This is a genomic window from Phyllobacterium sp. OV277 (genome assembly GCF_900104355.1).
GTDB lineage: Bacteria > Pseudomonadota > Alphaproteobacteria > Rhizobiales > Rhizobiaceae > Phyllobacterium.
This window is the reverse complement of record NZ_FNIY01000014.1, coordinates 48,263-73,648: the sequence shown is the minus strand read 5'-3', so window position 1 is coordinate 73,648 and position 25,386 is coordinate 48,263. Positions and strand designations below refer to the sequence as shown.

Genomic DNA, 25,386 nt, shown 5'->3' with positions numbered 1-25,386 from the left:
CTGCATCGTCCTCTACCTTTCAATAGGCAAAAGATCCACGCTCGCCCAAACGACGCCAATTACTCTTGACACTGATTCCCGGAAATGCGATTCTCGATCCTGCTAGAGATATGAGAGAAGCCTTCCAAGACAGAGATGTTTAGGTGGGCTTTTTTCTTTTGCGGTTAATCTCCTGTTTTTCCTACTGTTTCCGATTCCCTGAACGCTCGATAGAGTTCGTCAAGGTTATCGGCAATATATGCACCGAAACGAGAGGCATTCTTGGCTTTCAAGGCCAGCGTAAAGCTCTTGCCCGTATCTTTGATCTCAGCATTGAGCAACTTATCCTTGGCAGCCCATGTTTTTGCCTTTGGTGTGTTTGTTTTTTGCGCGGAACGTTTTGGCCCATTCAGAAAGTCAAAGAGCCGCGTAAAACGTTCATCACTGTCTTCCGTCGCAAATTCAGCAGACTTTACAAAATCAGCTGCTCTGGCTTGATTGCCCGGTTGTTCAAAAAACTTGGACAATTGCCACCATCTGTCCCGCCCGGTGGCTTTGGCCGCGCCAATGGCAAGCACAATGCTCTCTGGAATATAGGTGGAGACAGATTGCATCTTGGAGAATGTCGTCGGATCAAGCGTTAGAGCAGATTTGACGACGGAGTGATCATAGCCAAGATCCGTAAGGCGTTTGGCAAATAATGTCCGCTCGATAAAAGACAGATTCTGTCGCGCGGCATTTTCCTGCCCCTGCGCGATCACATGGTCCTGATCAGCCATCGGCTTGACGACAGCCCTGACGTGTTTGTTTAACTGCCGGGCAGCTTTGACACGGCGATGACCGAAAACAATCTGATAGCGTCCGGATATTGAAGGATGTGGCCGGACAAGGATTGGCGAATCCTGTCCCCTCTCCGCAATTGCCGTAAGGAGCTCCTGAAATGCCTGGTCATCCTCTTCAATCCGATCTGAGACGAATGAACCATCAATCAGATCAGGATCAAGCTCGACAACACTTCCCTTCGCAAGCTCCTCAAATGAACTCTTGATGGATCGGGATGCACCGGTCACCACATAGGACAGCGCTTCGTTGCGCTCGGTTTGCACTGGCGCTGGATTCATCACGCTGCTGAAAACATCCTTACGGGCCATCTATTCGCTTCCACTCTCAGTCAGGCAATTGATTTTTCTAGCGAAAACCTGTGTTTTTACCGCAGTAAACATATTCATCTCAGCGCCCCCATGCCCGATGCACCAATGAAGCAATTTCGGAGTTTACGGCGTCAAGAGACTCAATGGCCCTTTCGTAGGTCGTGCGGGTGAAGCTGTTCTTCTCCACCTCGTAAAGCGTCTGTTTGGTCAGACCAGCATCCGAAACGGCTGTCGATTTGAGCATCGCATTGGCCAGAATTTCCTCTGCCAGCATTGACTGCATGAAGCCGACCATCTGCGCCTGCGGGATGTCGGTCGGCTCATAGCGCGTGATCAAATAGCGGAACCAATCGAGCTCCACTTTTGCACCAGCCTGTTTCACAGTCTTCAGGATGCCACCAAGCATCAGCAGAAACTGCGACATTGACATCAAATCCAGCATCTGCGGGTGTACGGTGATCAAAACAGCCGTGGCAGCTGACATTGCAGTCAATGTGAGATAGCCGAGCTGCGGCGGGCAATCGATAACCACGACATCATAGCGGTCGTCAACACTCTCAAGCGCAGTGGCGATACGGGTAAAAAACTGCCTGCCCTCGCGCGATGCCTTGTCCTGCATCGCTAGCGGCGTATCGTATTCATATTCCTGCAGTTCAAGATTGGCGGGAATGATGTCGAGCCCAGGAAAATTGGTCGACAGAATGACATCCGCAATAGGCTTGCGTTCATCATCGTAGCGGATGGACTCGTAAAGCGACAGATTCCTGTCAAGCTCTGGTTGAAAGCCATGCAAGGCAGATAGCGACGCCTGAGGATCAAGATCAATGGCGAGAACGCGGTGGCCGGTCAGTGCCAAATACTGCGCCAGATGTGCTGCTGTCGTCGTCTTACCCGAACCGCCCTTAAAGTTTACAACCGCAATGACCTGCAGCTTGTCGCCAGACTTGCGATGCGGAACATACTTCTTCACTTCGGTACGGCCATTACGATCGAGATAATGACGCAGTTCCAGCATCTGCTCGGCCGTATAGGATCGCCGCCCGGATGTTGCCTGAGCCGGAACGGGGCCTTTGCCTTCCAGATGCAAGCGCTTCAGATTGTTCTGCGTCACACCAAGATAGTGCGCCACTTCGGCCATGGAAAACTGCCGCAATGTCTTCTTTGCATTCGGCGGAAATTTTTCCATCCGAAGCTGGTTAAGACGGCGTGATATCTCTGCCCCCTGATCGAGGATCTTGTCATCAAACTCGAACTTGGGCAGAGGTAGAGCGAAATTCATCGGAGACAAAACCTCTAATAGCGCTTTTTCAAAGCAAATCTTCTAAGAAGCGCCATTAAGCTCCGATTCTAACAATCCAGCAAGAAATTTTAGGTTAACAAATGGTTAACGGGAATTGGCAATCCAAATCGACAAAGCCTCTCATCCATTTATGCACCAAATTGCATTACCTACCCATCTCTTTTCCGCACTACGAGTTAATACACTGATTTCGTTTATAAAAATGCGGAGTTTTACTGCGGTAAATTTGCGTAGAAAGAAAGACGACGCCGCACCAGCCGCTCAAATCCCAGCCAATCATGCAATCAATGTACATTTCGGGTTCAATATTTATCCAACGGTTTGTTTGACCGCGGCATACATTGCTTCGCCTCAAGGCTGGTCTAATTCGGGGCTCGCGGCGAATCGTACTCGGTTTCTGCCTTCGGATTTTGCCCGGTATAGGGCTATATCAGCCGCTTTGATGAGGCGCGGCCACTCTTCCGCCCCGAGCGGCCCCGATGCAACGCCGAAACTCGCAGTCATGTTCAGACGGGCGCCATCAGCGAGAACAATCTCGTGCCGTTGCAATGCAAGCCGCAACCTGCGCGCGCGCATAATCACATCCGAAAGCAGATCGCCTGATAGGAGAATAGCGAACTCTTCACCGCCGAAGCGGGCGATCACATCTGTCGGTCGCAACATCGATCGAAGGAGGTCCGCTACTTCCCGTAGAACCCGATCTCCGGCCTGATGTCCATAAGTGTCGTTGACGAGTTTAAAATAATCGATGTCAATCAGAACGAGACAAGCCGTTTCCGCCTGTCCGTCAGTTTTCGGTTTGCTTTGTCCAATAAGGTCGAGCGTGCGGCGGTTGAAGAGGCCAGTCAGACCATCTGTTTCCGCTTGCTCTTTCAGCTTGTCCGTCAGCTGAGCCCGCTCCCGCAGCTTGCCACGCAATATCTGAATAGCATCAAATAAGCGGCGCATCTCACCCGCATAGTGCGCACGATTGCCGAGTTGTACGGGCTGATCCTCCGCCAGTCCAATAACCTCATCCCGAGCCTGCAACAGCGGCGACAGAACAGACCCGTGAACCATACGAACCAGACTGGCGAGGATCGCCAGAATGACCGTAGTAATAGCAATGACCATCAGCAATGTTCTCAATGCGCGATCGCGCGTTTGCATCAGTTCGTCAATTTTCACATTCAGAAATTCGATACGCAGACTTTCCAATGGCTGGAGCGTTTTTACGAAACGCCTGGTGAATTCCTCGGCGGTCAAAGAATAGCTGCCGGAGTTTCGGCCTTCTGCGACAAGGGCATCAAACATCCCCAGCCCCTCACCAAAGAAGACACGTTCGATTTCCTCGCGTTTTCCGATGAGCCTTGCGTCGCTGCGGAAGATCGCGTCCTGTCCACCGACCAATCGCCAAAGTTCGTTCAATCGGCCGCGGGTTCGGCTGCTGTCAATCAGGTGTTTGCGTTCCAAAGGCTGACGGGTCGCTATCGGCGCCATGATTTGCGATGCAATCCGGCCGCCATACTCTCTGAGGTCGCTCAACATGTGGCCGATCAAGACAGATGCTGCAATTCCGTCATCCGCATCAACAAGATCATCGACATTCCAGGCGACGATCGACTGAAAGTTGTCAACAACTGCGAACATTCCTTCGATCGCCTGTTGAACGTCTTCAAGACGCCGCTGCCCGAAGGGAAGATTTGCAACGCGATCAACCTCCGCTCTGGCGCTTTTCAGCTGTGTGTTTGTTTGTTCCAGAAAACGCAGCGGTATGGGATGGTCAATAGACTCCCGATTAGTCGCAACGGGATTTGCAATCGCCTCAATGGCTGCATCACTTGCTGCACGAAACTGAGCGAGTTGCCATTTCGCGTCATCCATCGGGAGATCCATGATCCCCATTACTGCATTGGATGGGCCTCGCTCGGCCGATAAACGATTAGCCGCATCCAAGACCAGGCGGTAGCGTTGAACACGATCAAGGTTACGACGGGCGAGCCAGTAATCGCCATAGGACGGCATTATGATGCTTGCGGCGAGAATGCCCGTGCAGACAACTGCCATGCCGGTTCCCGTCCAGAGCTTCCAATATAGGCTTCTGCCCATATCTTTCTGTGGTGAGGATTGGCTTGTTTCAACGTGGCTGGACACTGTCGATTCGGGGCGTCTCCCGGAACGGGCTGGACGAGATGAAGTCAATCAATATTATCCTATCGCAATAGTCCCCGCCCACGGCCCATGAGCCGCCTGCAAGACTGTACTTCTGTCCCCTCTGAAGTCTGTGATCATTATCGATCACATGGTCTTGTAATCCGATCCTATGCCGCTTTTAACGGAAGATATCAATAGGGATACACGTATAGGTTGATTCTCGTCGCACACATTTGGTTGTACGCTTGGAACAGGAAGATTTGAAATTGATTGCCGCGAACGAATGATCAATGACAATGCAAAGAAATAGCCCATGAAAATTGCAAAACCGCGCATTTCGAAATGCGCGGCCTCGCTTGATTGTTTATTTTTTCGTATCCGCCTTGCGGCTGGCATCATCTTCCACGAGTTCATACCACATGGCGTTGAGAACGGCGAAAGCCGCTGCAAATGGCAATCCGAGAAGCCAGGCAAAGTACCACATACTTCTAATCCTCCGTTGTTCTAGTAAGCATGGCCGCTTTTATTGCTAATCGTTTTGTCGTCCACTTTGCCCCATAGCACCCGATAGACCCACGTTGTGTAGGCTGTAATGAGCGGGACAAAAATGACCGTCACGACAAGCATGATAAAGAGCGTCAGATGGCTCGATGACGTATCCCAGACTGTCAGGCTTGACCGCGGATCGATCGACGAGGGCAAGATGAATGGAAACATCGACAGACCCACAGTCGAAATAATACCGAAGATCGAGAGCGCACTGGACAATATGGTCGTAATCTCGCGTTTGCTTCTGAAACCCAGCAAGGCGATCATGGCACCAAGAAACCCGAGGGCAGGGGCAATGATCATCCAGCTATGGGTGACGAAATTGGCAAACCAGGCATTATTATCCTGTACCACTGTTTTCAACAGCGGGTTGGACGGGCCAACCGGATTAATAATGCTGGTAATGCGGTAACCACCAATCATCGTCCATAGGATCAACCCGGCAAGAGCAAACAGAAGAATGGTGATTGGTGCCGCAAAACTGCCAAATCGGCGCGCCCGTTCTGCAATGATGCCTGTCGTTTTCAACTGCAACCACGCGCTGCCATGCATAATGAGCATAGAGACCGAAAGAAGCCCGCAGAGAAGCGCGAACGGATTGAGAAGGCCAAAGAAGGACCCCTCGTAGAAAATGCGGAGGTCGCCGTCAAAACGGAAGGGAACACCCTGCAAAACATTGCCCAAGGCAACGCCAAAGATCAGGGATGGCACGAAACCACCAACAAAGAGCGCCCAGTCCCAGGCAGCGCGCCACGTGGCGCTATCGCGTTTGGAGCGATATTTGAACGCAACGGGGCGCACGATCAGCGCCGCCAGTATAAGGAACATCGCGAGATAGAAGCCCGAGAAGGATACGGCGTAAAGCGGAGGCCATGCGGCGAATATCGCACCGCCGCCAACAATGAGCCAAACCTGATTGCCTTCCCAGATGGGACCAATTGTATTGATGGTGATCCGCCGCTCCATGTCTGTTCGCGCAACAAATGGCAAGAGCGTCCCAATGCCAAGATCAAAACCATCTGTTACAGCAAACCCAATCAGCAATACGCCAATTAGAAGCCACCAGATCAGTCGTAACGTGTCGTAATCAATGAATTGATGCAGGATCATGGTCGTTTACTCCGCCGGAACAATGTGTGGGGAAATCAGGAGAGCTTCCGGTTCGTTATCCGGTTCCGGCCCTTTGCGAATGGCGCGAAGCATCAAGCCCATCTCAATGACGAACAGTACCGTGTAGATGGTGACAAAACCGGCAATCGTGATCAGCAGTGACATTGCCCCGAGATTGGAAACTGCTGCGGCCGTTGGCAGAACACCTTCGATGATCCAAGGCTGGCGACCAAATTCCGCAACGATCCAGCCCATTTCAGCTGCAATCCAGGGGAGGGGGATCGCCAACACCGCAATCCGTAACAACCATGGATACGTATCGAGTTGCCGGCGCACAGAGAGAACAAAGAAGGTTGCAGTCAGCAAGATGAAGAACATGCCGAGCCCAACCATGATGCGGAAAGACCAAAAGAGGGTAGGGACATGCGGAACCGTGTCCCACGCGGCCTTTTCAATCTGTGCATCCGTTGCCTGACGCGGATCATCAACATAGCGCTTGAGAAGCAAGGCATAGCCCAGGTCAGCACCATTATTCTCAAATGTCGTACGGGTATCAGGGGCAATTTCACCCGTGCTGCCAGCCGCACGTATCTGCTGAAGTGCATCATAGGCAAGCAAACCTTGCTTGATCCGCACTTTCGCGTGTTTGACCAGATCTTCAATACCCGGAATTTCCGTGGTCAGGGAGCGCGTACCGATCAACCCCATAAGCCAGGGGATATGCACCGCATAATGGGTTTCACGCGACTGTTGATCGGGAAAGCCGAAGGCAGTGAAAGCAGCCGGAGCAGGCTCGGTCTTCCACATCGCTTCAATGGAGGCGAGCTTCATCTTCTGATGTTCGGTGGAGAGATAGCCGCTCTCATCTCCAAGCACGACCACGGAGAGGGAAGCGGCAAGCCCGAAGGAGGCAGCCACCGTCATCGATCGTTTGGCCAGAGCCGTGTGGCGGCCTTTCAAAACATACCAGGCCGAGACGCCGAGAACAAAGATCGAGGCCGTTACGTAACCGGCTGAGACCGTGTGAACGAACTTTGCCTGAGCAACCGGATTAAACAAAACCGCAAAGAAATCAGTGACTTCCATTCGCATGGTTTGTGGATTAAACGCCGATCCGACGGGATTCTGCATCCAGCCATTGGCAATCAATATCCACAAAGCGGAGAAGTTCGAACCGATAGCAACCAACCAGGTTGCTGTGAGGTGCCCCACTTTTGAAAGCTTGTCCCAACCGAAGAAGAACAGCCCGACGAACGTCGCTTCGAGGAAGAATGCCATCAGGCCTTCAATGGCCAGTGGCGCCCCAAAAATATCACCTACATACTGGCTGTAATAGCTCCAGTTCATGCCGAACTGGAATTCCATGACAATGCCGGTAGCTACACCAAGAGCAAAGTTGATACCGAACAACGTGCCCCAGAATTTCGTCATCTGCCGCCAGATCACACGACCGGTCATCACATAGACGGTCTCCATGATCGCAAGCAGCACGGAAAGGCCGAGCGTCAAAGGTACGAAAAGAAAGTGATAAAGCGCTGTTATCGCAAATTGCAGGCGCGAAAGCGCCACGATGTCGAGTTCCATCTGCTTCTGTCGGGTTCGCCCGACCCCCTGTTGATCAGCGTTGCGACAGGCAAGCGCCGAGTGAAAGAGACTGCGCGGTCAGTCAGGCCGCAATGTTGCAAGCACAACATCAAACTTCGTTGTGCCGCGGTGTACGGAGGCAATGATTTGCCCCTGTTTCATGATGAGAAGGCGATCAGCCAATTCGGCCTCCCGCCGTATGTGGGTAGCTATGATGACAGAACGGCCATCCATCTGCTGTTTCAGACGCGCAAGGACATCGCGGGCTGTGCCGCCATCAAGCCCCTCAGTTGGCTCATCCAGCAACCACAGCGGCGCATCACGCAGAAGCAGCCGCGCAAGCGCCAGGCGACGCAACTGGCCACCTGAGAGGCCAAGGCCGCCTTCGCCGAGCCGAGTAGCAAGCTGCCCGGGCAATGTCCTTACGTGATCTGCAAGCCCCGCTATCGCCAATACATGCCAAAGGTGCGCATCAGTGGCATTTGGATCAGCAAGCCTGAGGTTGTCGCGAAGACTATCCTGAAATAATTCCGTCTTTTGGGTAAGACGCGTTGAGGATACATATCCAATGCGGCAGGCTACCGGTGCAATTTCCCCTGCAATCAGTGCCATCAGCGTCGATTTACCTGCGCCGCTCGCGCCGATCAGAGCGATGTGCTCGCCTTTTGCAAGCGTGAGCGAAATGTCCATGAGAGCAGGTATGAAAGCTCCCTTGTGAAAGGCGGTGACCGCCTCCAACCGGACTGCATTATTGTCCGGGGGAGGGGAGGGAAGAGGAGGGGAGGGGATATCGACAAGATTGCTGCCAATACGCCTTGCCGCTAGGACTGTACGACCAAGCTCCAAAGCGCCGCGCCGCAGCCCGGCAAAGGGCTCAAGCGCTGCCAAGGCCAACAATATGCCCAGCGCAGCAACCGGTGCGCCGATCAGACCAACCTGTGCGAGAATGGCGACTGCAATCAGGGTTCCGGAAAGGAGTACGGCGGCGACTATACCAAAGCCAACTGTAACACCCATTTCCACGTGATTCAGCCTATCATCCGCATCAGCCAAGCGGTCATTGGCGGATCTGATCGCATCACATTGGGCTGAAACTCGTCCAGCCATGATGAGATCAGTCTGACCTGCGATCAGATCGATAACACGCGAGCGCTGCGCCTCAAGCGCATGGGCGCGGCGGCGGGCGGCACCGAGTGAAAGAAGACCGGCGAGAACAGGGATTCCAAACCCCGTTACCAAAAGCCATAGCGCAACGCTTAGGCCAAAGACCGGGTGCATCAGGCCAAAAGCAACGCTGATCGTCAATGCTGAGCACAACGCGACCGCTCCGGGAACCAGTATGCGCAGGTAAAGGGAGTCGAGAGCATCGATATCTGCCGTCAACCGAAACAGCAACTTTGACGGCCTTCGTAAAAGCGCATGAGCAGCGTCAGGTCGTGCCCATCCGCGAAATAATTTCTCCCGTAAACCAGCAAGCACACCAAGCGTGGCATCATGGGTCGTCAACCGCTCGCCATAACGCGCCGCAGTACGTGCGAGAGCGAGAAAGCGGATACCCGCAGATGGCGCGAAGACATCAAAGGTAAAGGCCGTGGCCGACGAAAGTCCGGCAATTGCCGTGGCGGTGATGAACCAGCCGGACAATCCGAGGAGCGCAATGCCAGCCAACACCGTCGCAGCTGCGAGCAGCGCACCTGCAACAAGCATAAAGCGTCGCTCTGCGAGAAAAAGCCGGACAATGGGGCGAAAATCGCGCCAGAAAGACATCATATGCCACTCCTCGAAAATGCCATTCGAAGATCGAGGATGCGGTGCGCGCGCGCGGCCAGTGCCGGGTCGTGTGTCGCTATGACAAGCGTCTTACCTTTGGACATCGCGAACAATCTTTCGGCAATATCATTAGCCGTCTCACTATCGAGATGCGCCGTTGGTTCATCGGCAAGGATGATCGACGCCTCAGCATTAGCGGCCGCACGGGCAAGAGCAAGACGCAGTGCTTCGCCGCCTGAAAGTCCGGCCCCTCCCTCACCAATCGAAGCCTTGCCACGAGCATTGGCAACATTATTGAGAGCAGACTGATGAAGAGCAGCCTCAACCGCTTGCCCATCGACATTGGGGCGCCCCAGGGAAATATTTGCAGAGACGGTGCCAGCAAAGATATGCGGTCTTTGCCCAACCCAGGCAATCTTTTTGCGCGCCTCCACAGCATTTGTCGCCAAGGACACGCCAGCAATAGCAATCTCTCCGCATTCCAGTGACGCGAGACCGGCAATCAGAGCCAACAACGTCGATTTTCCCGATCCGCTAGGCCCAAGCAGCGCAACAGTTTCGCCGTAAGCGATATCAAAACTGAAATCCTCAAAGACTGGCGATTGCTTATCGGCATAGCGGAATGTGAGACCTCTGATCTGAACCGCTGATGTTTCGGAAGATGTAACGGCAGTTATTTCCTGATGGCCCTTTGCACTTTCTGCGCCTGGCACGGCGGTACCACCAACCGCAAGCTTGCGTAGCGCGTCCAGCGCGGCTTCTCCGGCAGCTCGGTCGTGCCAGACAGACGAGAGTTCACGCAGAGGCTCAAAAAACGCCGGAGCAAGCAGGAGGATAAACAGCCCTTCGCTGAGTGAAAGTCGGCCGCTCCATGTGCCGAAGTCCAGCTGCCCGAGAAGATGAAAGCCAACATAAACAGCCACCATGGCAACGCCGAGTGCCGCAAACAACTCAAGAACCGCCGAGGACAGAAAGGCGATGCGCAACACGGCCATTGTCCGCATCCGCAAGGATTCCGCATCGTCTCGCAGACGCTTCGCTGTCCTATCAACAGCGCCAAGCGAACGGATCGTGGCAAGCCCGCGTAGCCGATCCAGCAGGAATGCATTCATCCCCCCAACCTCGACCAATTGTGCTTCGCTCGCCGCCTTGGCACGCCAGCCGATAAGCGCCATGAAAATCGGAATAAGCGGCGCGGCCACAATCAAAACAATAGCGGCGGCCCAGGAGAGCGGCAGAACACAAAGAAGGATGGCGACCGGGACCACCGTCGCCTTGAACCTCGCGGGACCGAAGCGCGCGAGATAGGGCACGACCGCCTCAGCCTGTTCCGTCAGAATGCTTGCCGCAGCACCCGATGCTATCCGATCAGGATCAAGCGGCGAACGGCGAGCCAGAACTGCTACGGCGTCTACCCGCAGTTCCGAAAGAGCAGCGCGCGCAGCACGAAAGGCCAGTCGGTTTCCCAGCGCATCGATCAACGCCCGTACTATTCCAATCAGAAGAACGCCAGCGGCGAGCCATATTATGCCGGATATCTCGTTACCGGTTGCGATCAGGCCGACAGCGATGCTTAAAAGCCCTGCCTGGGGCAACCACAGGAGAGAGCCAGCCGCCTGAATGAATGCTGCACGTCTCGCCTGACCGGCGCAGTTAACCGCGGAAGTTTGACCAGTGCTAACGGAGGTTTGTTCGACGCGCGGAAAGCCGCTGGCTACCGCAGTATCGGCCCGCAAAGCTGTCGAGGAACTCAACGCGTCGACTGACATCGGTTATGCCCTGTCCGGATTGCGTTTGGAACGACCAAGCGAGACGATCTTGTCCTTCGCCTCGAGCAATCGCGTCACCTTGGCCCCAAGTGTAAGCAATGTTGCAAGACGATCGGTTTCGAGCTTCTTCACATCATCATACCAAGTTGTCAGACGTTCGATAAGGCCATGCATTTCCGCCATGCGTTCCTGAGCGTGGCGCTCGGCATCGCTTGCGGGCTGCTGCATGAGAATCTCGCGCAAGACGGAGAGTGTCGGATCGACCTCCCGCTTCTTTCGCTCCTCGGCAAGTGTTCGCAAAATCTGCCAGACATCGTCAGGGGTCGTGAAAAAGTCCCGGCGATCATCCGGGAGATGTTTTAGCAGAACCAAGTTCCACGCCTGCAATTCGCGCAAACTCATCGACACATTGGACCTGGAAATACCAAGGGAATCGACAATCTGGTCCGCGTTCAGTGGCTCAGGAGATACATAGAGCAGCGCATAAATCTGGCCAACGGTGCGGTTAATCCCCCAGCGGCTGCCCATTTCACCAAAATGCAGGACGAAGGATTGAACGAGAGGAGGAAGGTTCATCGGCGATTCCTGATACAACAGTTATTTCAGTAGTTACTGAAATTACAATATTTGATAGGGAAGCCCGATGCAAGTGGAGGGAAAGCTAACGCGTCATTCTCTCGCAGGTCGCGAATTTTATAACATCAATTCAAAGGCTTAAAAAAAGAAACCCAGCCGTTGCCAGCTGGGTTTCACAAAGAATAATGAAGGATTATGTGGTTTAATTCAAGCCAAGCTTACCGCGTAGGGTCGAAAGATCTTCAGCCAAGGTGTTAACAGCGGCCGCCAGCACTGTACGATCATCATCAGTCAGCTTGTCATAAAGCTCGTAACCTTCGGCGGTCTTGTACTTCGACAAAGTCTTGTCGACGGTATCAAAATTGCCCGAAACCTTGGCCACAAACGTACCGTCATCCTTTTCGATCAAGGGGCGAACCAGATCGAAAATCTTGCGCGATCCATCAAAGTTTGCCTTGAAGTCCCACAGATCCGTATGGCTGTAGCGGTCTTCTTCACCGGAGATCTTGGTGGCAGCCACTTCTTCCATCAGCGCAGCAGCACCGCCCACAACTTTTTCAGGCGGGAATGTCAATTCGGTAATGCGCTTGTGGAGTTCCACCACATCCGCCTGAAGCTTGTCAGCAAAGTCTTTCAGGCCTTCCGTGCTGTTCTGGCTGAAAAGGCCATATTCAAGCCGATGGAAGCCAGTGAACGCCGGATCTTTCTCAGCCTGCTCGTGATCATCCGCACGGGAGTCAATGGAGCCATCGAGATCGCTGAAAAGTTCAGCCACTGGCTCAACGATTTCGTAGTTCATGCGGGTTGGTGCATAAAGTTTCTTGGCCTTTTCGATATCCCCGGCCTTAATGGCATCGGTAAAAGCCTTCGTCTCGTTGACGAGCTTTTCAAGATTCTCGCCAATGAAAAGCTTGTACTCGGCGATCGGCCCAACGAGATCGAGAGGGGAGACCTCCGCGTTGGCAGCACGCGGCGCTACCGCAGCGGTTATGGCAAAGACACTTGCTGTAAGGTAGGCTCTTAGTTTCATGGATGGCTCCTTCAGGACTTGGTGATTGTTGGAGTATGGCCGGCTGCTTCCAGTAATGATCGGCCAAGAAAATCATCGGCATTGACAACGCCGGGCAGCGTAAAGAAAAAACCGCCGCCAATCGGCTTGATATATTCCTCAAGTGGCTCGCCATTCAGCTTGTTCTGAACGGTAATAAAACCCTTCTCGAGATCAGCCTGATAAGCGATGAAGAGCAGCCCTTGTTCGAGCTGACCGGATTTGCTTACACCGTTTGAATAGTTGAACGGGCGACGCAGGATCAGGTGCGCGTCAGAACCCTTTGCGCGATCATTTGCCAGCCTGATATGCGCATCCAGCGGCGTAACCGTGCCTTCGGTATCCTTCGCATAGTCAGGCAGTTCTATCTCGGTGCGCCCACCAAATGGCGCTCCGCTTGGCTTGAGCCGTCCAATGATGCGCTCCTGTTCACCCAGCGGCGTACGGTCCCACCGCTCGACAAAGTTACGGATGATCCGGATCACCTGATAGGTACCGTTACGCGCCCAAGCGGGCTCGTCGCCATTGCCTTGAACCCAGACAATCCGATCCATCAATTCAGTATCGCCCGCATCGGGGTTTGCCGATCCATCACGAAAGCCAAGGAAGTTGCGCGCGCTCTGGTGTGTGCCATCGGGACTGCGTGGCAAAACAGGCACGGAGCCTTCCTGCTTCCAGCGCAAAACTATCAAATCAGGCAGATTTTTCAGGATATCGCGCAGCGCATGAATATTGGTATCGGGTGTATTCGACGATATCTGCAACGAGAGATCGCCATGGCAGAGCGACTGATCCAGCGCATCATTTTTGAATGCCTTCATACGGGAAAGGCGAACAGGCTTGTGCGGCAAAAGCCAGTCACGTTGATCGAAGAACGACGCGCCCAATGAGACAGTCATTGTCAGATTGTCAGGCAGAACCACGGGGCCAAGAATGCCATTGTCAGCCGGAGGCAATTTGTCATTGAGTGCGGGAGGCGTGCCACCCTTCATCAGGAAGGCAATACGAGCCGAAAGGGTCTTGAAAAGCCGTTCAACTTCTTCCGGTTTGCTTGCCAGCACCCTGAAAGACGCCACCATACCTGCCGCAGGACGTGGTGTTACGATGCCAGACTGATATTGTCCGTTGAAGGGTTGCTGCTCCAGCATCTTGTCACTAACAGGCGCATCCGTGACCTGTTCGCCATGCCTTTCCTCAGCATGTGCGCCAGCGACACCGGCGGCCAGCACACTACCCGCTGCGCCAACACCAAGCAAAAGGTTACGGCGGTTGGTGATAAAAGACTGTGTGTCGTTGTCTTTTGCCATGCTTGCTTCTCGTCCTATTCCAAACCAACAGCGGCATTGAGCTTACCGATGGAATCGGCGAGCGCCTGCATCTGCGTAGCCAGCGCCTTTTTACTGTCGGCATTCACATCGCTGTACGAGGGGAAACCAGCCGGACCGCGCAGTGCTTTGAGCGCACTATCAACAGCCGCTAACCGGGCTTCGATATCGGCAATAACAGTAGGCGAGCCCTGAGCAACAACCGGCTTCATCAGCGCCATCATGCGCGAGACACCGGCGAGATTAGCTTCAAAATCAGCGAGATCGGTTTGTGAATAATGATCCTCACCTGCGGTAATCCTTGTGCTGGCAATAGTGCCAATCAAACGGGCGGCACCGCTGGCAATCTGATCTGGCGGAATGCGCAGTGATCGCGCACGATCCTTGAGGGCAGTCACGTCAGCCAGCAATTTGGCGGAAACGGGTGCCAAGCCATCAAGATTCTTGACGGAATAGAGCCCGTATTCGATGCGGTGAAACCCGGTAAATCCGGCATCCGCCTCGCGCTTTTCAAGATAATCGGCAACAGGGTCAATCGCATTGTGCAAATCGGCGAAACGATCTGCCATCGGCTCAAGCTGCATATAGCGCAGACGCGCCTTCTGGTAGAGGTCTCGCGCCTTGTCGATGTCTCCAGCCTTGATTGCATCGTCGAGCGCCTGAACGTTCTTCACAAGCGCGCTCGTCTGAGTCGCAAGAAACACCTGATATTCCGCCAGAGGACCGATAAATGCCACCAGCGCCGGTCGCGCTGCAGCCGCATCCGCTTCTGCAGAGGGTGTTACAGTCAGGGTCCCGCGCGGATTGTTGAGAAGACCGCAGGTGATTTCATACTTGCCAGCGTTCAGTTTGGCCGTCAGCGTCTGCGTGAAGCCCGGAACGATATTCTCCCGCTCTTCCAGAACCATGACGCCATCAAGGATTTCCCATTCGAGCGCGCGGTCAGATTTATTAACGATTTTAAATGTTGTACGACCGGCAGGCACCGTCAGGGCGTTCGGATCACATTTGCCCTCACTGATCGTAACGGTAATCGCACCGTCAGCCGGGCCGGTTTTGACCTTGGTCGAGGCATAGTAAAACGCGGCACCACCGGCAACGACAAGCAGGCCAGCCCCGACAACGGCAAACTTCATCAGCTTTTGTGATGGTGGAGGAGAAGACGGATTTGTATTGGCTGCCATGAAAAGCTTTCAATGAGTTGGTCGCGACGCCGCAACAGCGCTTTGACGCTGAGGTGCGGGCCGTAGAAAAAAGAACAGGCTAATGGCGAGAAATGCGACATAGGCAATGACCTCACCCAGTGTCGGCATATCCTGATAACCAAACATGCCTGAAAGCACTGTGCCGAAAGTACTACTGACCGGCAGCACGTCGCTCAAATCGATCACAACAGTCTGCAAACTATTCCAGACACCTGCCTCGTGCAGATGGCGCAGTGAACCGGCAAGGATACCGGCAGCAACAACCAGGATGAACAGGCCGGTCCAGTAGAAAAAGCGCTTCAAATTAAGACGAACGCCACCAGCATATATGCCGTAGCCAAGACAAATGGAGACAATGATACCCAACAGCGCCCCAAGCGGCGCATCGGAATTTGCGCTCTGTTCGAAAATGGCCAACAGGAAAAACACGGATTCAAGACCTTCGCGGGCGACAGCAAAGAACACCATGGCAACAAGCGCCGCACCTTGCCCTGACGAATGAGCGAGTGCCTCGTCTATAGACGTATGCAATTCGGATTTGATTGAGCGCGCAGCCTTGCGCATCCAGAAAACCATCGATGACAAAACGATCACGGCAATAAAACCGACGATTGCCTCAAAAAACTCTTGCGCCTTCTGCGGGAATTGGGCGCTAACCATCTGCAGCCCGGCACCTACGAACAGCGAAAGCGCAACGGCCAACAAAATGCCAACCCACACTGCGGGCATCCACGAGCCACGACCCGTCTGCTTCAAATAACTTGCAACAATGCCAACAATCAGCGCGGCCTCAATGCCCTCGCGCAGCATAATCAAAAATGGAACAAGCATTAAAACCAATCCTCGGCGCTGACAGCCCGATGTTGCACAGCGCAGGGCAAGTCATAAACCGGGACGAAAAACGAAGCAATAACAATATATTAGAAGAATTCTAAGAAGGCGATGACGTAAAATTCTGTAATCTTTTCCGTATGTTGAGTTATTTAGTCCACTATTTTGCGACATTAAACTGATCGACTTTGGGTGTAGGCAGATGACCAAGATCACAGAACATGAGCTGTTCACACAGGTTTTACCAGCACGTGGCAGCACTAATCCAAATATTTGCGGCAATCGCGCCTCTCTTCACTCGGGAAGAAAGGCGCTGATCAGAACCATCAATTCTCCTGTTTGCCATATCCACCACCGGTAGGGGTAACAATGACAAACGCCTCGCCAGCTTCGAGAATCGTGTGGGCGCAACCCTGAAGCTCTTCCATTGTACCGTCCTTGCGACGCACAGCGTTCGTTCCGGTCTGTCCGGGTTCGCCGCCCTTCAGACCAAAGGGCGCAACCCGGCGATGGCCGGAGAGAATAGCAAAGTCGAGCTTCTCCTGCGCGCGGATCGTTCGTTTGGTGCCATTGCCAGCGGACCATTTGCCCTTGCCGCCGGAATTCGCGCGGATATGGAAATCTTCCAGCACCACAGGAAAACGCGTCTCAAGAATTTCCGGATCGGTCAGGCGCGAATTGGTCATGTGCGTATGGATCGCATCGGCACCGTTATATCCGGGTCCCGCAGGCGCACCGGAACAGATGGTTTCATAGTACTGATATTGATCATTGCCGAAGGTAAGATTGTTCATCGTCCCCTGAGCTGCCGCCTGAGCACCCACGGCCCCAAACAGACAGTTTGTCACCGCTTGGCTGACCTCGACATTACCAGCCACAACGGCGGCAGGATATTCCGGGGAGAGCATGGTACCATCGGGAACAATAATATGGATCGGGCGCAGGCATCCGGCATTCATCGGAATATCGCTCTGTACCAATGTCCTGAAGACATAGAGCACAGCCGCGCGCGTCACCGGGCGCGGCGCGTTGAAATTGTCAGCGCGCTGCTCTGACGTGCCGGTGAAATCAACGGTCACTTCGCGGGCTGCTTTGTCGACTGATATGTTGACGGCAATGCTGCAACCCTGGTCCATCTCATAGGTGAAACGGCCATCCTGTAGTTGGTCCAAAACACGGCGCACGCTTTCCGCCGCATTGTCCTGTACATGCCCCATATAGGCCTCAACCACGTCCTCGCCGAAATGCTTGATCATCTTGCGCAATTCTGCGACGCCCTTTTCATTGGCGGCAACCTGCGCTTTCAGATCATTGACGTTCTGCAAGAGCGTGCGCACCGGATAGCGGGCGCCGGTCAGAAGCGCAGCCAACTCTTCCTCGCAGAAGCGGCCTCCATCGATCAGCTTGAAGTTGTCGATATAGACACCTTCTTCCTCAATCGTGGTCGCCAGCGGCGACATCGAGCCGGGTGCAATGCCGCCAATATCCGCATGATGGCCGCGACTGGCGACCCAGAAACGGATTGTCGTGCCGGCATCATCGAAAACCGGCGTACAGACAGTCAGATCCGGCAGGTGCGTACCACCGTTATAGGGCGCATTGATCAAAAAGACGTCACCGGGATGAATGACCGGATTTTCGCGAATGGCCGCAGCAACGGACGCATCCATTGAGCCGAGATGCACCGGCATGTGCGGCGCATTGGCAACAAGATTTCCTTCCGCATCAAAAACGGCGCAGGAGAAATCCAGCCGCTCCTTGATATTGACAGAATAGGCGGTGTTTTGCAGCGTCACACCCATCTGCTCGGCGATGGACATAAAGAGATTGTTGAAAATCTCGAGCATCACCGGATCAGCTTTGGTGCCGATAGCTGAACGGTCCGGCAAAGCCTTGATACGTTTGAGGACGATATGATCCTTGGCCGTCAATTCCGCCTGCCAGCCGTCTTCAATAACAATGGTCTGGTTCGGCTCAATGATGATCGCCGGACCGGCAAGGCGCTGTCCGGGTTTCATTGCATCGCGCAGCACCACTGCTGCGTCATGGGCGCTGCCTTGTGAATAGAAGCGGTTACGCCGTACAGCATCCGGTTCGCCCGTTGCGGTTGCGTCAACTGATGTTTCGGCTTGACCAGCGCCGCCGCCAACGGTCTCCACCTCGACCGCATCGATGACCAGCGCCTTGTTTTCGGCGACAAAGCCAAAGCGGCGCTTGTGCAAGATCTCGAATTCGCGGCGCAAGCGGCTGATATCGTCATGATCAGGGAACGTTGCCTCAACGGCCAGCACCGTATCAGTACCGGCATAACGGATATGCGCGCGCACGATGGTGGTGATTTCGCTCACGGCGATACTCTGCACATGCAATTCGGCAAGACATTCCTGCTGAAGTTCTGCCGCCAGCACCGCAAGCGGGGCAGGGGCGGCGGGATCAAGGGCCACGCCCAATGCCTTTTGCCGCGTGGCGCGGATGTCTGCGAGACCCATCCCATAGGCGGAAAGCAAGCCGGACATGGGATGGACAAGAATGCTTTTCATACCAAGTGCATCGGCAACCAGACAGGCGTGTTGTCCACCCGCGCCGCCAAAGCAACTCAATGCATAGCGCGTGACATCATAGCCACGCTGTACGGAAATCTTCTTAATGGCCTCAACCATATTGGCAACAGCGATCCGGATGAAACCATCGGCCACGTCTTCGGGGCTGCGGCCATCACCGATCCGGTTTGCCAGCTCGGTGAAGCGGGCTTTGACCACATTCACATCCAGCGGTTCGTTTTGCTCCGGACCGAAGATCGGCGGGAAGAATTCGGGCAAGAGCTTGCCGACCATGACATTGGCATCAGTCACAGCCAGCGGCCCGCCATTGCGATAACAGGCAGGCCCCGGATTGGCGCCAGCCGAATCCGGTCCAACGCGGAATCGGCCCGCATCGAAATGCAGGATCGAGCCGCCACCGGCAGCCACCGTATGGATCAGCATCATCGGCGCACGAACACGAACACCTGCAACTTCGGTCTCAAATGCACGCTCATATTCGCCATCGAAATGCGCCACATCGGTGGATGTTCCACCCATGTCGAAGCCTATGACATTTGGGAAACCCGCCTCTTCGCCGGTTCTGGCCAGACCAACGACGCCGCCTGCCGGACCGGACAGGATTGCATCCTTACCCTGAAACATATCAGCGGCGGTCAGACCACCCGATGACATCATGAACATGACGCGGGCGCCCGTGCGGGCAATGTCCAACTCCTTGGAAACCTGTGCCACATAACGGCGGAGTACTGGCGAGAGATAAGCATCGATAACGGTGGTGTCGCCGCGCCCGACCAACTTGATCAGTGGTGACACTTCATGGCTGACGGACACCTGCGTGAAACCCAGATCGCGCGCAATCGTTGCAATGGCGGCTTCATGGGAAGGGAACTTATAGGCATGCATGAAAACAATGGCGAGCGCTTCATAGCCCTCATCCTTCAACGCCTGCAGGGCAGCGCGTGCCTGCTGTTCATCAAAGGGAATTTCAACCGTACCATCGGCAAGTACGCGCTCGTTGATTTCGACAACCTTATCGTACAGTGCCTCCGCCTTGATGATCTCGGTGGCAAAGATGTTCTTGCGCTCCTGATAACCAATACGCAAAGCATCGCGAAAACCTTTGGTCGTGATCAACGCGAGACGCTCGCCCTTGCGTTCGAGCAAGGCATTCGTCGCAACGGTTGTGCCCATCCGCACTTCGCCGATAAGTCCGGAGGGGATCGCTTCGCCGGGCTTTAATCCCAGATGCAGGCGAATACCTTGTACAGCAGCATCCTTGTAAGCATCAGGGTTCTCGGACAGCACCTTGCGGGCATGGAGTGTGCCTTGCGGATCGCGGCCGATGACATCGGTAAACGTGCCGCCACGGTCGACCCAGAAATCCCAGCTTCCCATGCTCATCCTGCACTCCTCTTGCTCGACTGCCACATTTGTAAGCATGCCCAATTAATAGACTATAGCGTCGTTGACAATATGTCGATAAAATGATGATATAAATTCGTCAAGGCGGAGGCAAGTAGAATGACGACTGGTCCTAAAGACCACACGGCGGCAGATATTGAGCAGTTTGCAACGGCACTGCCGAAGCATCTGAAACCTGTTTCTTCGATTGGTCCCATCGTATCGTCAGCACATCTTGCCGAAGGCGGTTCACCCGGCCTTTCCGAAGTCGAATACGGCATGATTCTCGCTTCCCATGCCTTTTCCCGCTGGATGGTGCGTTGCATGGCCGCCGCCGGATTGCCGGGCCTTTCGGCCACGGAAATTCTCATCCTTCACTCAGTCCGGCATCGCGGACGGGAAAAGAAGCTTGCCGATATCTGCCTTGTTCTTGATATCGAAGACACGCACGTAGCGACTTACGCTATCCGCAAGCTGGAAGCCGCCGGACTTGTCACCACGGGCAAGGCGGCCAAGGAAAAGACCATCAAGATCACCAATAAGGGCGCGGACGCCTGCACGCGTTACGCCCAGATTCGCGAGCGCCTGTTCGTCGCATCAACAACCAATGCACGGCCCGCCGAAGACACACTTTCGGAAATAGCTGCGGTGCTGCGCTTCCTTTCGGGCGCCTATGATCAGGCGGCTCGTGCCGCCACTACTCTTTAATACAAGGATTGTTGCGTGACCGGTGATCTCTCTCCTCCACTATTGGCCGTGGACAATCTTTCCGTTGAGTTTGGTCCGTCAAGGGTTGTGGAGAACCTGAGCTTTTCCGTGCGGGCAGGGCGCACCCTTGCCATTGTCGGAGAATCCGGGTCGGGTAAATCCGTCACCTCGCTTTCCGTTATGCGGCTGGCTGACATGATGGGCGGGCAATTTCCGACGGGTCATGTGCTGTTCGAGAGCCGCAAGGGGAGGATTGACCTAACCACCGCAACGCAAAAAACCATGCGCGGTATTCGCGGCAAGGAGATCGCCATGATCTTCCAGGAGCCGATGACGTCGCTCAATCCGGTATTCACCATCGGCGATCAGATCGCCGAAGTTCTCGTTCTGCATGAGGGCATGTCCAAGCCAGCAGCCCTCGCGGATGCCAAAAGGCTGTTGGACATGGTGCGTCTGCCGGATGCTACCGACTTGCTCGGGCGCTATCCGCACCAGCTGTCCGGCGGCATGCGTCAGCGCGTCATGATTGCCATGGCCCTTGCGTGCCGTCCGAAACTGCTGATCGCCGACGAGCCGACGACCGCGCTTGACGTGACGATACAGGCGCAGATTCTAAACATTATCCGCGAACTGCAGGCAGAACTTGGCATGGCCGTGATCTTCATCACCCATGACATGGGTGTTGTCGCAGAAATGGCCGATGATGTGGTGGTTATGTGGAAGGGCAAGAAGGTGGAGGAAGGCCCGGTTGCCGACATTTTCGCCAGGCCGCAACATCCCTATACGCAGACATTGCTTGCGGCGGTGCCAAAGCTCGGCAGTATGACCGGCGAGGAATTTCCGAAACGCCTCCCGCTTACAATCATGGATGGCGACACACCACGTCTTGTTGGTGCTGAGCATATCCAGAATACGGCTCGCTATGGCCTTCCGCCAATCCTTTCGGTGCGCGATCTCGTCACCCGGTTTAATATCAAGAAGGGCATTTTTGGCGGCGTCACCCATCGGGTGCATGCGGTCGAAAAAGTATCTTTCGATATCCATCCCGGCGAGACATTGGCGCTTGTCGGCGAATCCGGTTCCGGAAAATCAACCATCGGGCGGACGATCCAGCAATTGCAAAAGGAAACCTCAGGCACGATCCTCTTTGATGGCCGTCCCGTTTCCGCGATGAACCGCAATGAGCAGCAAAAACTGCGGCAGGAAATTCAGTATATTTTCCAGGACCCATTCGCTTCGCTTGATCCGCGTAAAACTGTCGGCTTTTCCATTGCCGAACCGATCCGCACCCACGGGTTGATCGACGGTAGCAAACCGATCCAGAAGCGCGTCGATGAATTGCTGGAACGCGTCGGGCTAACCAGCGCTCATGCAACACGCTATCCACATGAATTCTCCGGCGGTCAGCGTCAACGCGTCTGCATTGCCCGCGCGCTTGCCTCCAATCCGAAACTAATCATCGCCGATGAGGCCCTGTCGGCGCTCGACGTGTCCATTCAGGCGCAAATCCTCAACCTGTTCATGGAATTGCAGGAACAGCAGGGGCTTTCCTATCTTTTCATCAGTCACGATATGGCTGTGGTCGAAAAAATGAGCCACCGGGTGGCAGTGCTTTATCTGGGGCAGGTCGTCGAAATCGGCACGCGCCAACAAATCTTCGAAACACCTACACATCCCTACACCCAACGCCTTTTATCAGCGGTACCGGTGGCCGATCCGGGCCGCGCGCGTAATCGCACCATGCTGGAGGGCGAAATACCAAGCCCTATTCGCCGGGTCGGTGATGAACCCAAGATTTTCGAACGAAAGGAAATTGCGCCCGGTCATTTTGTGGCAAGTGCAGCCTGAACCGTTTCCAACAAGACTGATTAAAAAGAGGAGAAAACAATGACAATAAAAAAATGGGGAATACACGCGGCGTTTCTGGCGCTGGGTCTGGCAGGAACAGCTTTGCTCGCTGGACCCGCATCGGCAGCGGGTACGCTGACCATTTCATCACCGCAGGACCCTGGCAGCTGGGACCCGATCGATACATTTCTCGTCAACTGGGCTTCGGTCGCCACCAATATCTATGATGGCCTGACCTATCGCGGCCCTGATTTGAAGCTGGTTCCCGGTCTTGCCACCGCATGGGAAGAACTCGACGAAGGCAAGCGCATCCGCTTTACCCTGCGCGAGGGCGTAAAATTCCATGACGGTGAGCCCTTCAATGCGGAGGCCGTCAAATTCACCTTTGACCGTCTGCTTGGTGAAGAAGGCAAGAAGGGGCCACAGCGTTCCAACTATGCCGCTATCGAGAGCGTTGAAATCATCGACGCCAAGACCGTCGATTTTCACCTGAAGGCACCGGACCCGGTCCTTTTGACCAAGCTTGCCGGATATGGCGCAATGATCGTGCCGCCGAAATACATTCAGGAAAAGGGTGATGACTATTTCAACGCCCATCCTGTCGGCACGGGTCCGTTCAAGGTTGTCTCCTACGAGCCGAAGATCGGCATCAAGCTGGAAGCCTTTGCCGATCATTGGGGCGGCGCACCGAAACTCTCCAATCTTGAATATCGCTTCATTGCGGAACCAGCGACCGCCGTTGCCGAATTGCAGGCGGGACGTGTTGATCTCGTCATTCCGCCAACCATTCCAGTTGGCATGATACCGACCATTCAGGCCGACCCGAAACTTGAAGTCGTCAGCACTGCCGGTCCAACCGTCTACGCCCTGCGCTTCAATACAAAGAGCGGCCCGACTGCCGATGAACGGGTGCGTAAAGCATTGATCCTCGGCGTCGACCGCGATGCCATTATCCAGTCGATCCTCGCGGGACAGGCATCGCCAATTGCCAGCTTCCAGGGCGCGCTGTCCTTTGGCAACGACCCCACGATGAAGCCATTGCCCTATGATCCGGAAAAGGCGAAAGCCTTGCTGAAGGAAGCGGGCATTGCAGCGGGCACCACATTGCAGATTGATGTGCGCGGCAATGACACCACATTTAACGAAGTGTCACAGGCCATTGCCAGCTATCTTCAGGTCATCGGCATCACAGTGACAATCAAACCCTACGAGACCAACGTCTTACTCAACGACATTATCCCAGCTGGCAAGACAGGCGCGATGTTCGAGCAGGCATGGGGTGGCTGGACGCTCGACTACGATAATACCGCCTATTCAATGTATCACTCGGGTGAGAAGTGGAACCCCTATGACAGTGACGCCAAACTGGATGCGTTGCTGGAATCCCAGCGTTCCATCACCGATCGGGCCAAGCGCGAGGAAATCCTCAAATCCATCGCCCACTACACGGCAGATCGCGTATTGGAAATGCCACTCTTCAACTACAACGCGATTTTCGGCGTCAACAAGCGCGTGAAGAATTTCACACCCGTTCCCGATAGCCGCCTGCGGCTGACGGATGTCACGGTCGAATAATGGCAAAGGCCTGTCGCCACCGGGCGGCAGGCCATTGATTGAAGGATAGAGACGTGGCTGGTTTTCTGATCAAACGTTTTTTGCAGGCAATATTCGTCGTCATTGTTGTGACACTCATCGTGGCATTCGCCATCCGCCTTACCGGCGATCCGGCATTGATGCTCACACAGGGGGCGGGCAGTGTCACCGAGGACGATCTTGTACGCATCCGTGAAGCTCTTGGCCTTAACCAGCCATTTCTGGCGCAATATTTCGGATTCCTGAAAGGATTGTTCACCCTCGATTTCGGCCGCAGTTTCCTTGGTGGCACGAAAGTTTCTACTTTGCTGGCAGCAGCTTTACCAGCCACGTTACTCCTCGCATTCTCCTCTCTCATCGTTTCCATCGCCATTTCCATTCCACTTGGCATCAAGGCGGCAACGTCGCGTGGCAAATGGGCGGATCAGCTTATCCGCATTCTCTCGCTCGTCGGTCTATCCTTTCCAAATTTCTGGCTGGCGCTGATGCTGGTGCTGCTGTTCGCGATCACATTGAAATGGCTACCACCCAGCGGCATGAGCGGCTTTGAAAGCTTCATCATGCCCGCCGTCACCATGGGCATCATCCTGACCGCCACCAATGTGCGGCTGGTGCGCACCGCCATGCTGGAAACGCTCAGCGCACAATATATCATGGTTGCCCGCGCCAAAGGTCTCAGTGAGAATGTCGTGCTTTACAAGCATGCGCTACGCAATTGCGCCATTCCGCTGATCACCTATTTCGGCTTGCAGTTCGGCGGCCTTCTCGGTGGTATCGTCGTGGTCGAGCGGGTGTTCAACTGGCCGGGTCTTGGCACGCTGGCATTCGATGCAGTCGGCGCGCGTGACTATCCCGTGCTGCAGGCGGTCATCACAGTCCTTTCCCTGATGATCATTGGCGTCAACCTTCTCGTCGACATTGCCTACGGCCTTGTCGATCCGCGTATCCGGACGGAGTAACCCC

At 54.5% G+C, this 25,386-nt stretch carries 18 protein-coding genes; 4 read left to right on the top strand and 14 right to left on the bottom strand.

Going from position 1 to position 25,386, the window contains the following annotated elements; all coding sequences use genetic code 11:
• Positions 1-164: 164 nt before the first annotated feature.
• The 14 genes from repB to BLU05_RS24560 form a co-directional block, all read right to left on the bottom strand.
• A complete protein-coding gene (gene repB, locus BLU05_RS24625) occupies positions 165-1,130 on the bottom strand; it encodes a plasmid partitioning protein RepB (protein WP_091886296.1) in 966 nt (321 codons plus the stop codon).
• A 79-nt stretch (positions 1,131-1,209) separates the two neighbouring features.
• Positions 1,210-2,409: a plasmid partitioning protein RepA gene (gene repA, locus BLU05_RS24620; RefSeq protein WP_091886293.1), complete on the bottom strand. Its 1,200-nt coding sequence runs from the start codon at positions 2,407-2,409 to the stop codon at positions 1,210-1,212.
• A gap of 372 nt (positions 2,410-2,781) precedes the next feature.
• A complete protein-coding gene (locus tag BLU05_RS24615) occupies positions 2,782-4,476 on the bottom strand; it encodes a GGDEF domain-containing protein (RefSeq protein ID WP_175540744.1) in 1,695 nt (564 codons plus the stop codon).
• A gap of 451 nt (positions 4,477-4,927) precedes the next feature.
• On the bottom strand, positions 4,928-5,047 hold the full coding sequence (gene cydX / locus BLU05_RS24610; protein WP_091886287.1) for a cytochrome bd-I oxidase subunit CydX: 120 nt from the start codon (positions 5,045-5,047) through the stop codon (positions 4,928-4,930).
• Between the two features lie 20 nt (positions 5,048-5,067).
• Positions 5,068-6,222: a cytochrome d ubiquinol oxidase subunit II gene (gene cydB / locus BLU05_RS24605; RefSeq protein WP_091886284.1), complete on the bottom strand. Its 1,155-nt coding sequence runs from the start codon at positions 6,220-6,222 to the stop codon at positions 5,068-5,070.
• A 6-nt stretch (positions 6,223-6,228) separates the two neighbouring features.
• Complete coding sequence (locus tag BLU05_RS24600; RefSeq protein ID WP_091886281.1) at positions 6,229-7,806, bottom strand: cytochrome ubiquinol oxidase subunit I; 1,578 nt, start codon at positions 7,804-7,806, stop codon at positions 6,229-6,231.
• 78 nt (positions 7,807-7,884) lie between these two features.
• Positions 7,885-9,576 (bottom strand): amino acid ABC transporter ATP-binding/permease protein, encoded by a 1,692-nt coding sequence (locus BLU05_RS24595; RefSeq protein WP_091886279.1) that lies wholly within the window; start codon positions 9,574-9,576, stop codon positions 7,885-7,887.
• Positions 9,573-11,345 (bottom strand): thiol reductant ABC exporter subunit CydD, encoded by a 1,773-nt coding sequence (gene cydD / locus BLU05_RS24590; protein ID WP_091886276.1) that lies wholly within the window; start codon positions 11,343-11,345, stop codon positions 9,573-9,575. The genes BLU05_RS24595 and cydD overlap by 4 nt, the downstream gene beginning before the upstream one ends.
• A 3-nt stretch (positions 11,346-11,348) precedes the next feature.
• Complete coding sequence (locus BLU05_RS24585; protein WP_091886317.1) at positions 11,349-11,921, bottom strand: GbsR/MarR family transcriptional regulator; 573 nt, start codon at positions 11,919-11,921, stop codon at positions 11,349-11,351.
• Between the two features lie 202 nt (positions 11,922-12,123).
• A complete protein-coding gene (efeO, locus tag BLU05_RS24580) occupies positions 12,124-12,951 on the bottom strand; it encodes an iron uptake system protein EfeO (protein ID WP_091886273.1) in 828 nt (275 codons plus the stop codon).
• An 11-nt stretch (positions 12,952-12,962) separates the two neighbouring features.
• Positions 12,963-14,276: an iron uptake transporter deferrochelatase/peroxidase subunit gene (gene efeB, locus BLU05_RS24575; protein ID WP_091886270.1), complete on the bottom strand. Its 1,314-nt coding sequence runs from the start codon at positions 14,274-14,276 to the stop codon at positions 12,963-12,965.
• 14 nt (positions 14,277-14,290) lie between these two features.
• The gene (efeO, locus tag BLU05_RS24570; protein ID WP_091886267.1) at positions 14,291-15,478 is read right to left on the bottom strand and encodes an iron uptake system protein EfeO; all 1,188 of its coding nucleotides are present in this window, start codon (positions 15,476-15,478) and stop codon (positions 14,291-14,293) included.
• Between the two features lie 9 nt (positions 15,479-15,487).
• Positions 15,488-16,330: an iron uptake transporter permease EfeU gene (gene efeU, locus BLU05_RS24565; RefSeq protein ID WP_091886264.1), complete on the bottom strand. Its 843-nt coding sequence runs from the start codon at positions 16,328-16,330 to the stop codon at positions 15,488-15,490.
• 326 nt (positions 16,331-16,656) lie between these two features.
• Positions 16,657-20,274, bottom strand: a complete 3,618-nt coding sequence (locus BLU05_RS24560) for a hydantoinase B/oxoprolinase family protein (RefSeq protein ID WP_091886261.1) — start codon at positions 20,272-20,274, stop codon at positions 16,657-16,659.
• 120 nt (positions 20,275-20,394) lie between these two features.
• Between BLU05_RS24560 and BLU05_RS24555 the strand changes: the two genes are divergently transcribed.
• The 4 genes from BLU05_RS24555 to BLU05_RS24540 are packed head-to-tail and all read left to right on the top strand — an operon-like array spanning position 20,395 to position 25,382.
• On the top strand, positions 20,395-20,982 hold the full coding sequence (locus BLU05_RS24555) for a winged helix DNA-binding protein (protein ID WP_091886258.1): 588 nt from the start codon (positions 20,395-20,397) through the stop codon (positions 20,980-20,982).
• Between the two features lie 15 nt (positions 20,983-20,997).
• Positions 20,998-22,830 carry an ABC transporter ATP-binding protein gene (locus BLU05_RS24550; protein WP_091886255.1) on the top strand — a complete coding sequence of 611 codons (1,833 nt, stop codon included), beginning with the start codon at positions 20,998-21,000 and terminating at the stop codon, positions 22,828-22,830.
• 39 nt (positions 22,831-22,869) lie between these two features.
• Positions 22,870-24,405 (top strand): ABC transporter substrate-binding protein, encoded by a 1,536-nt coding sequence (locus BLU05_RS24545; RefSeq protein WP_091886252.1) that lies wholly within the window; start codon positions 22,870-22,872, stop codon positions 24,403-24,405.
• Positions 24,406-24,458: 53 nt separating this feature from the next.
• Positions 24,459-25,382: an ABC transporter permease gene (locus BLU05_RS24540; RefSeq protein ID WP_091886249.1), complete on the top strand. Its 924-nt coding sequence runs from the start codon at positions 24,459-24,461 to the stop codon at positions 25,380-25,382.
• Positions 25,383-25,386 lie beyond the last annotated feature (4 nt).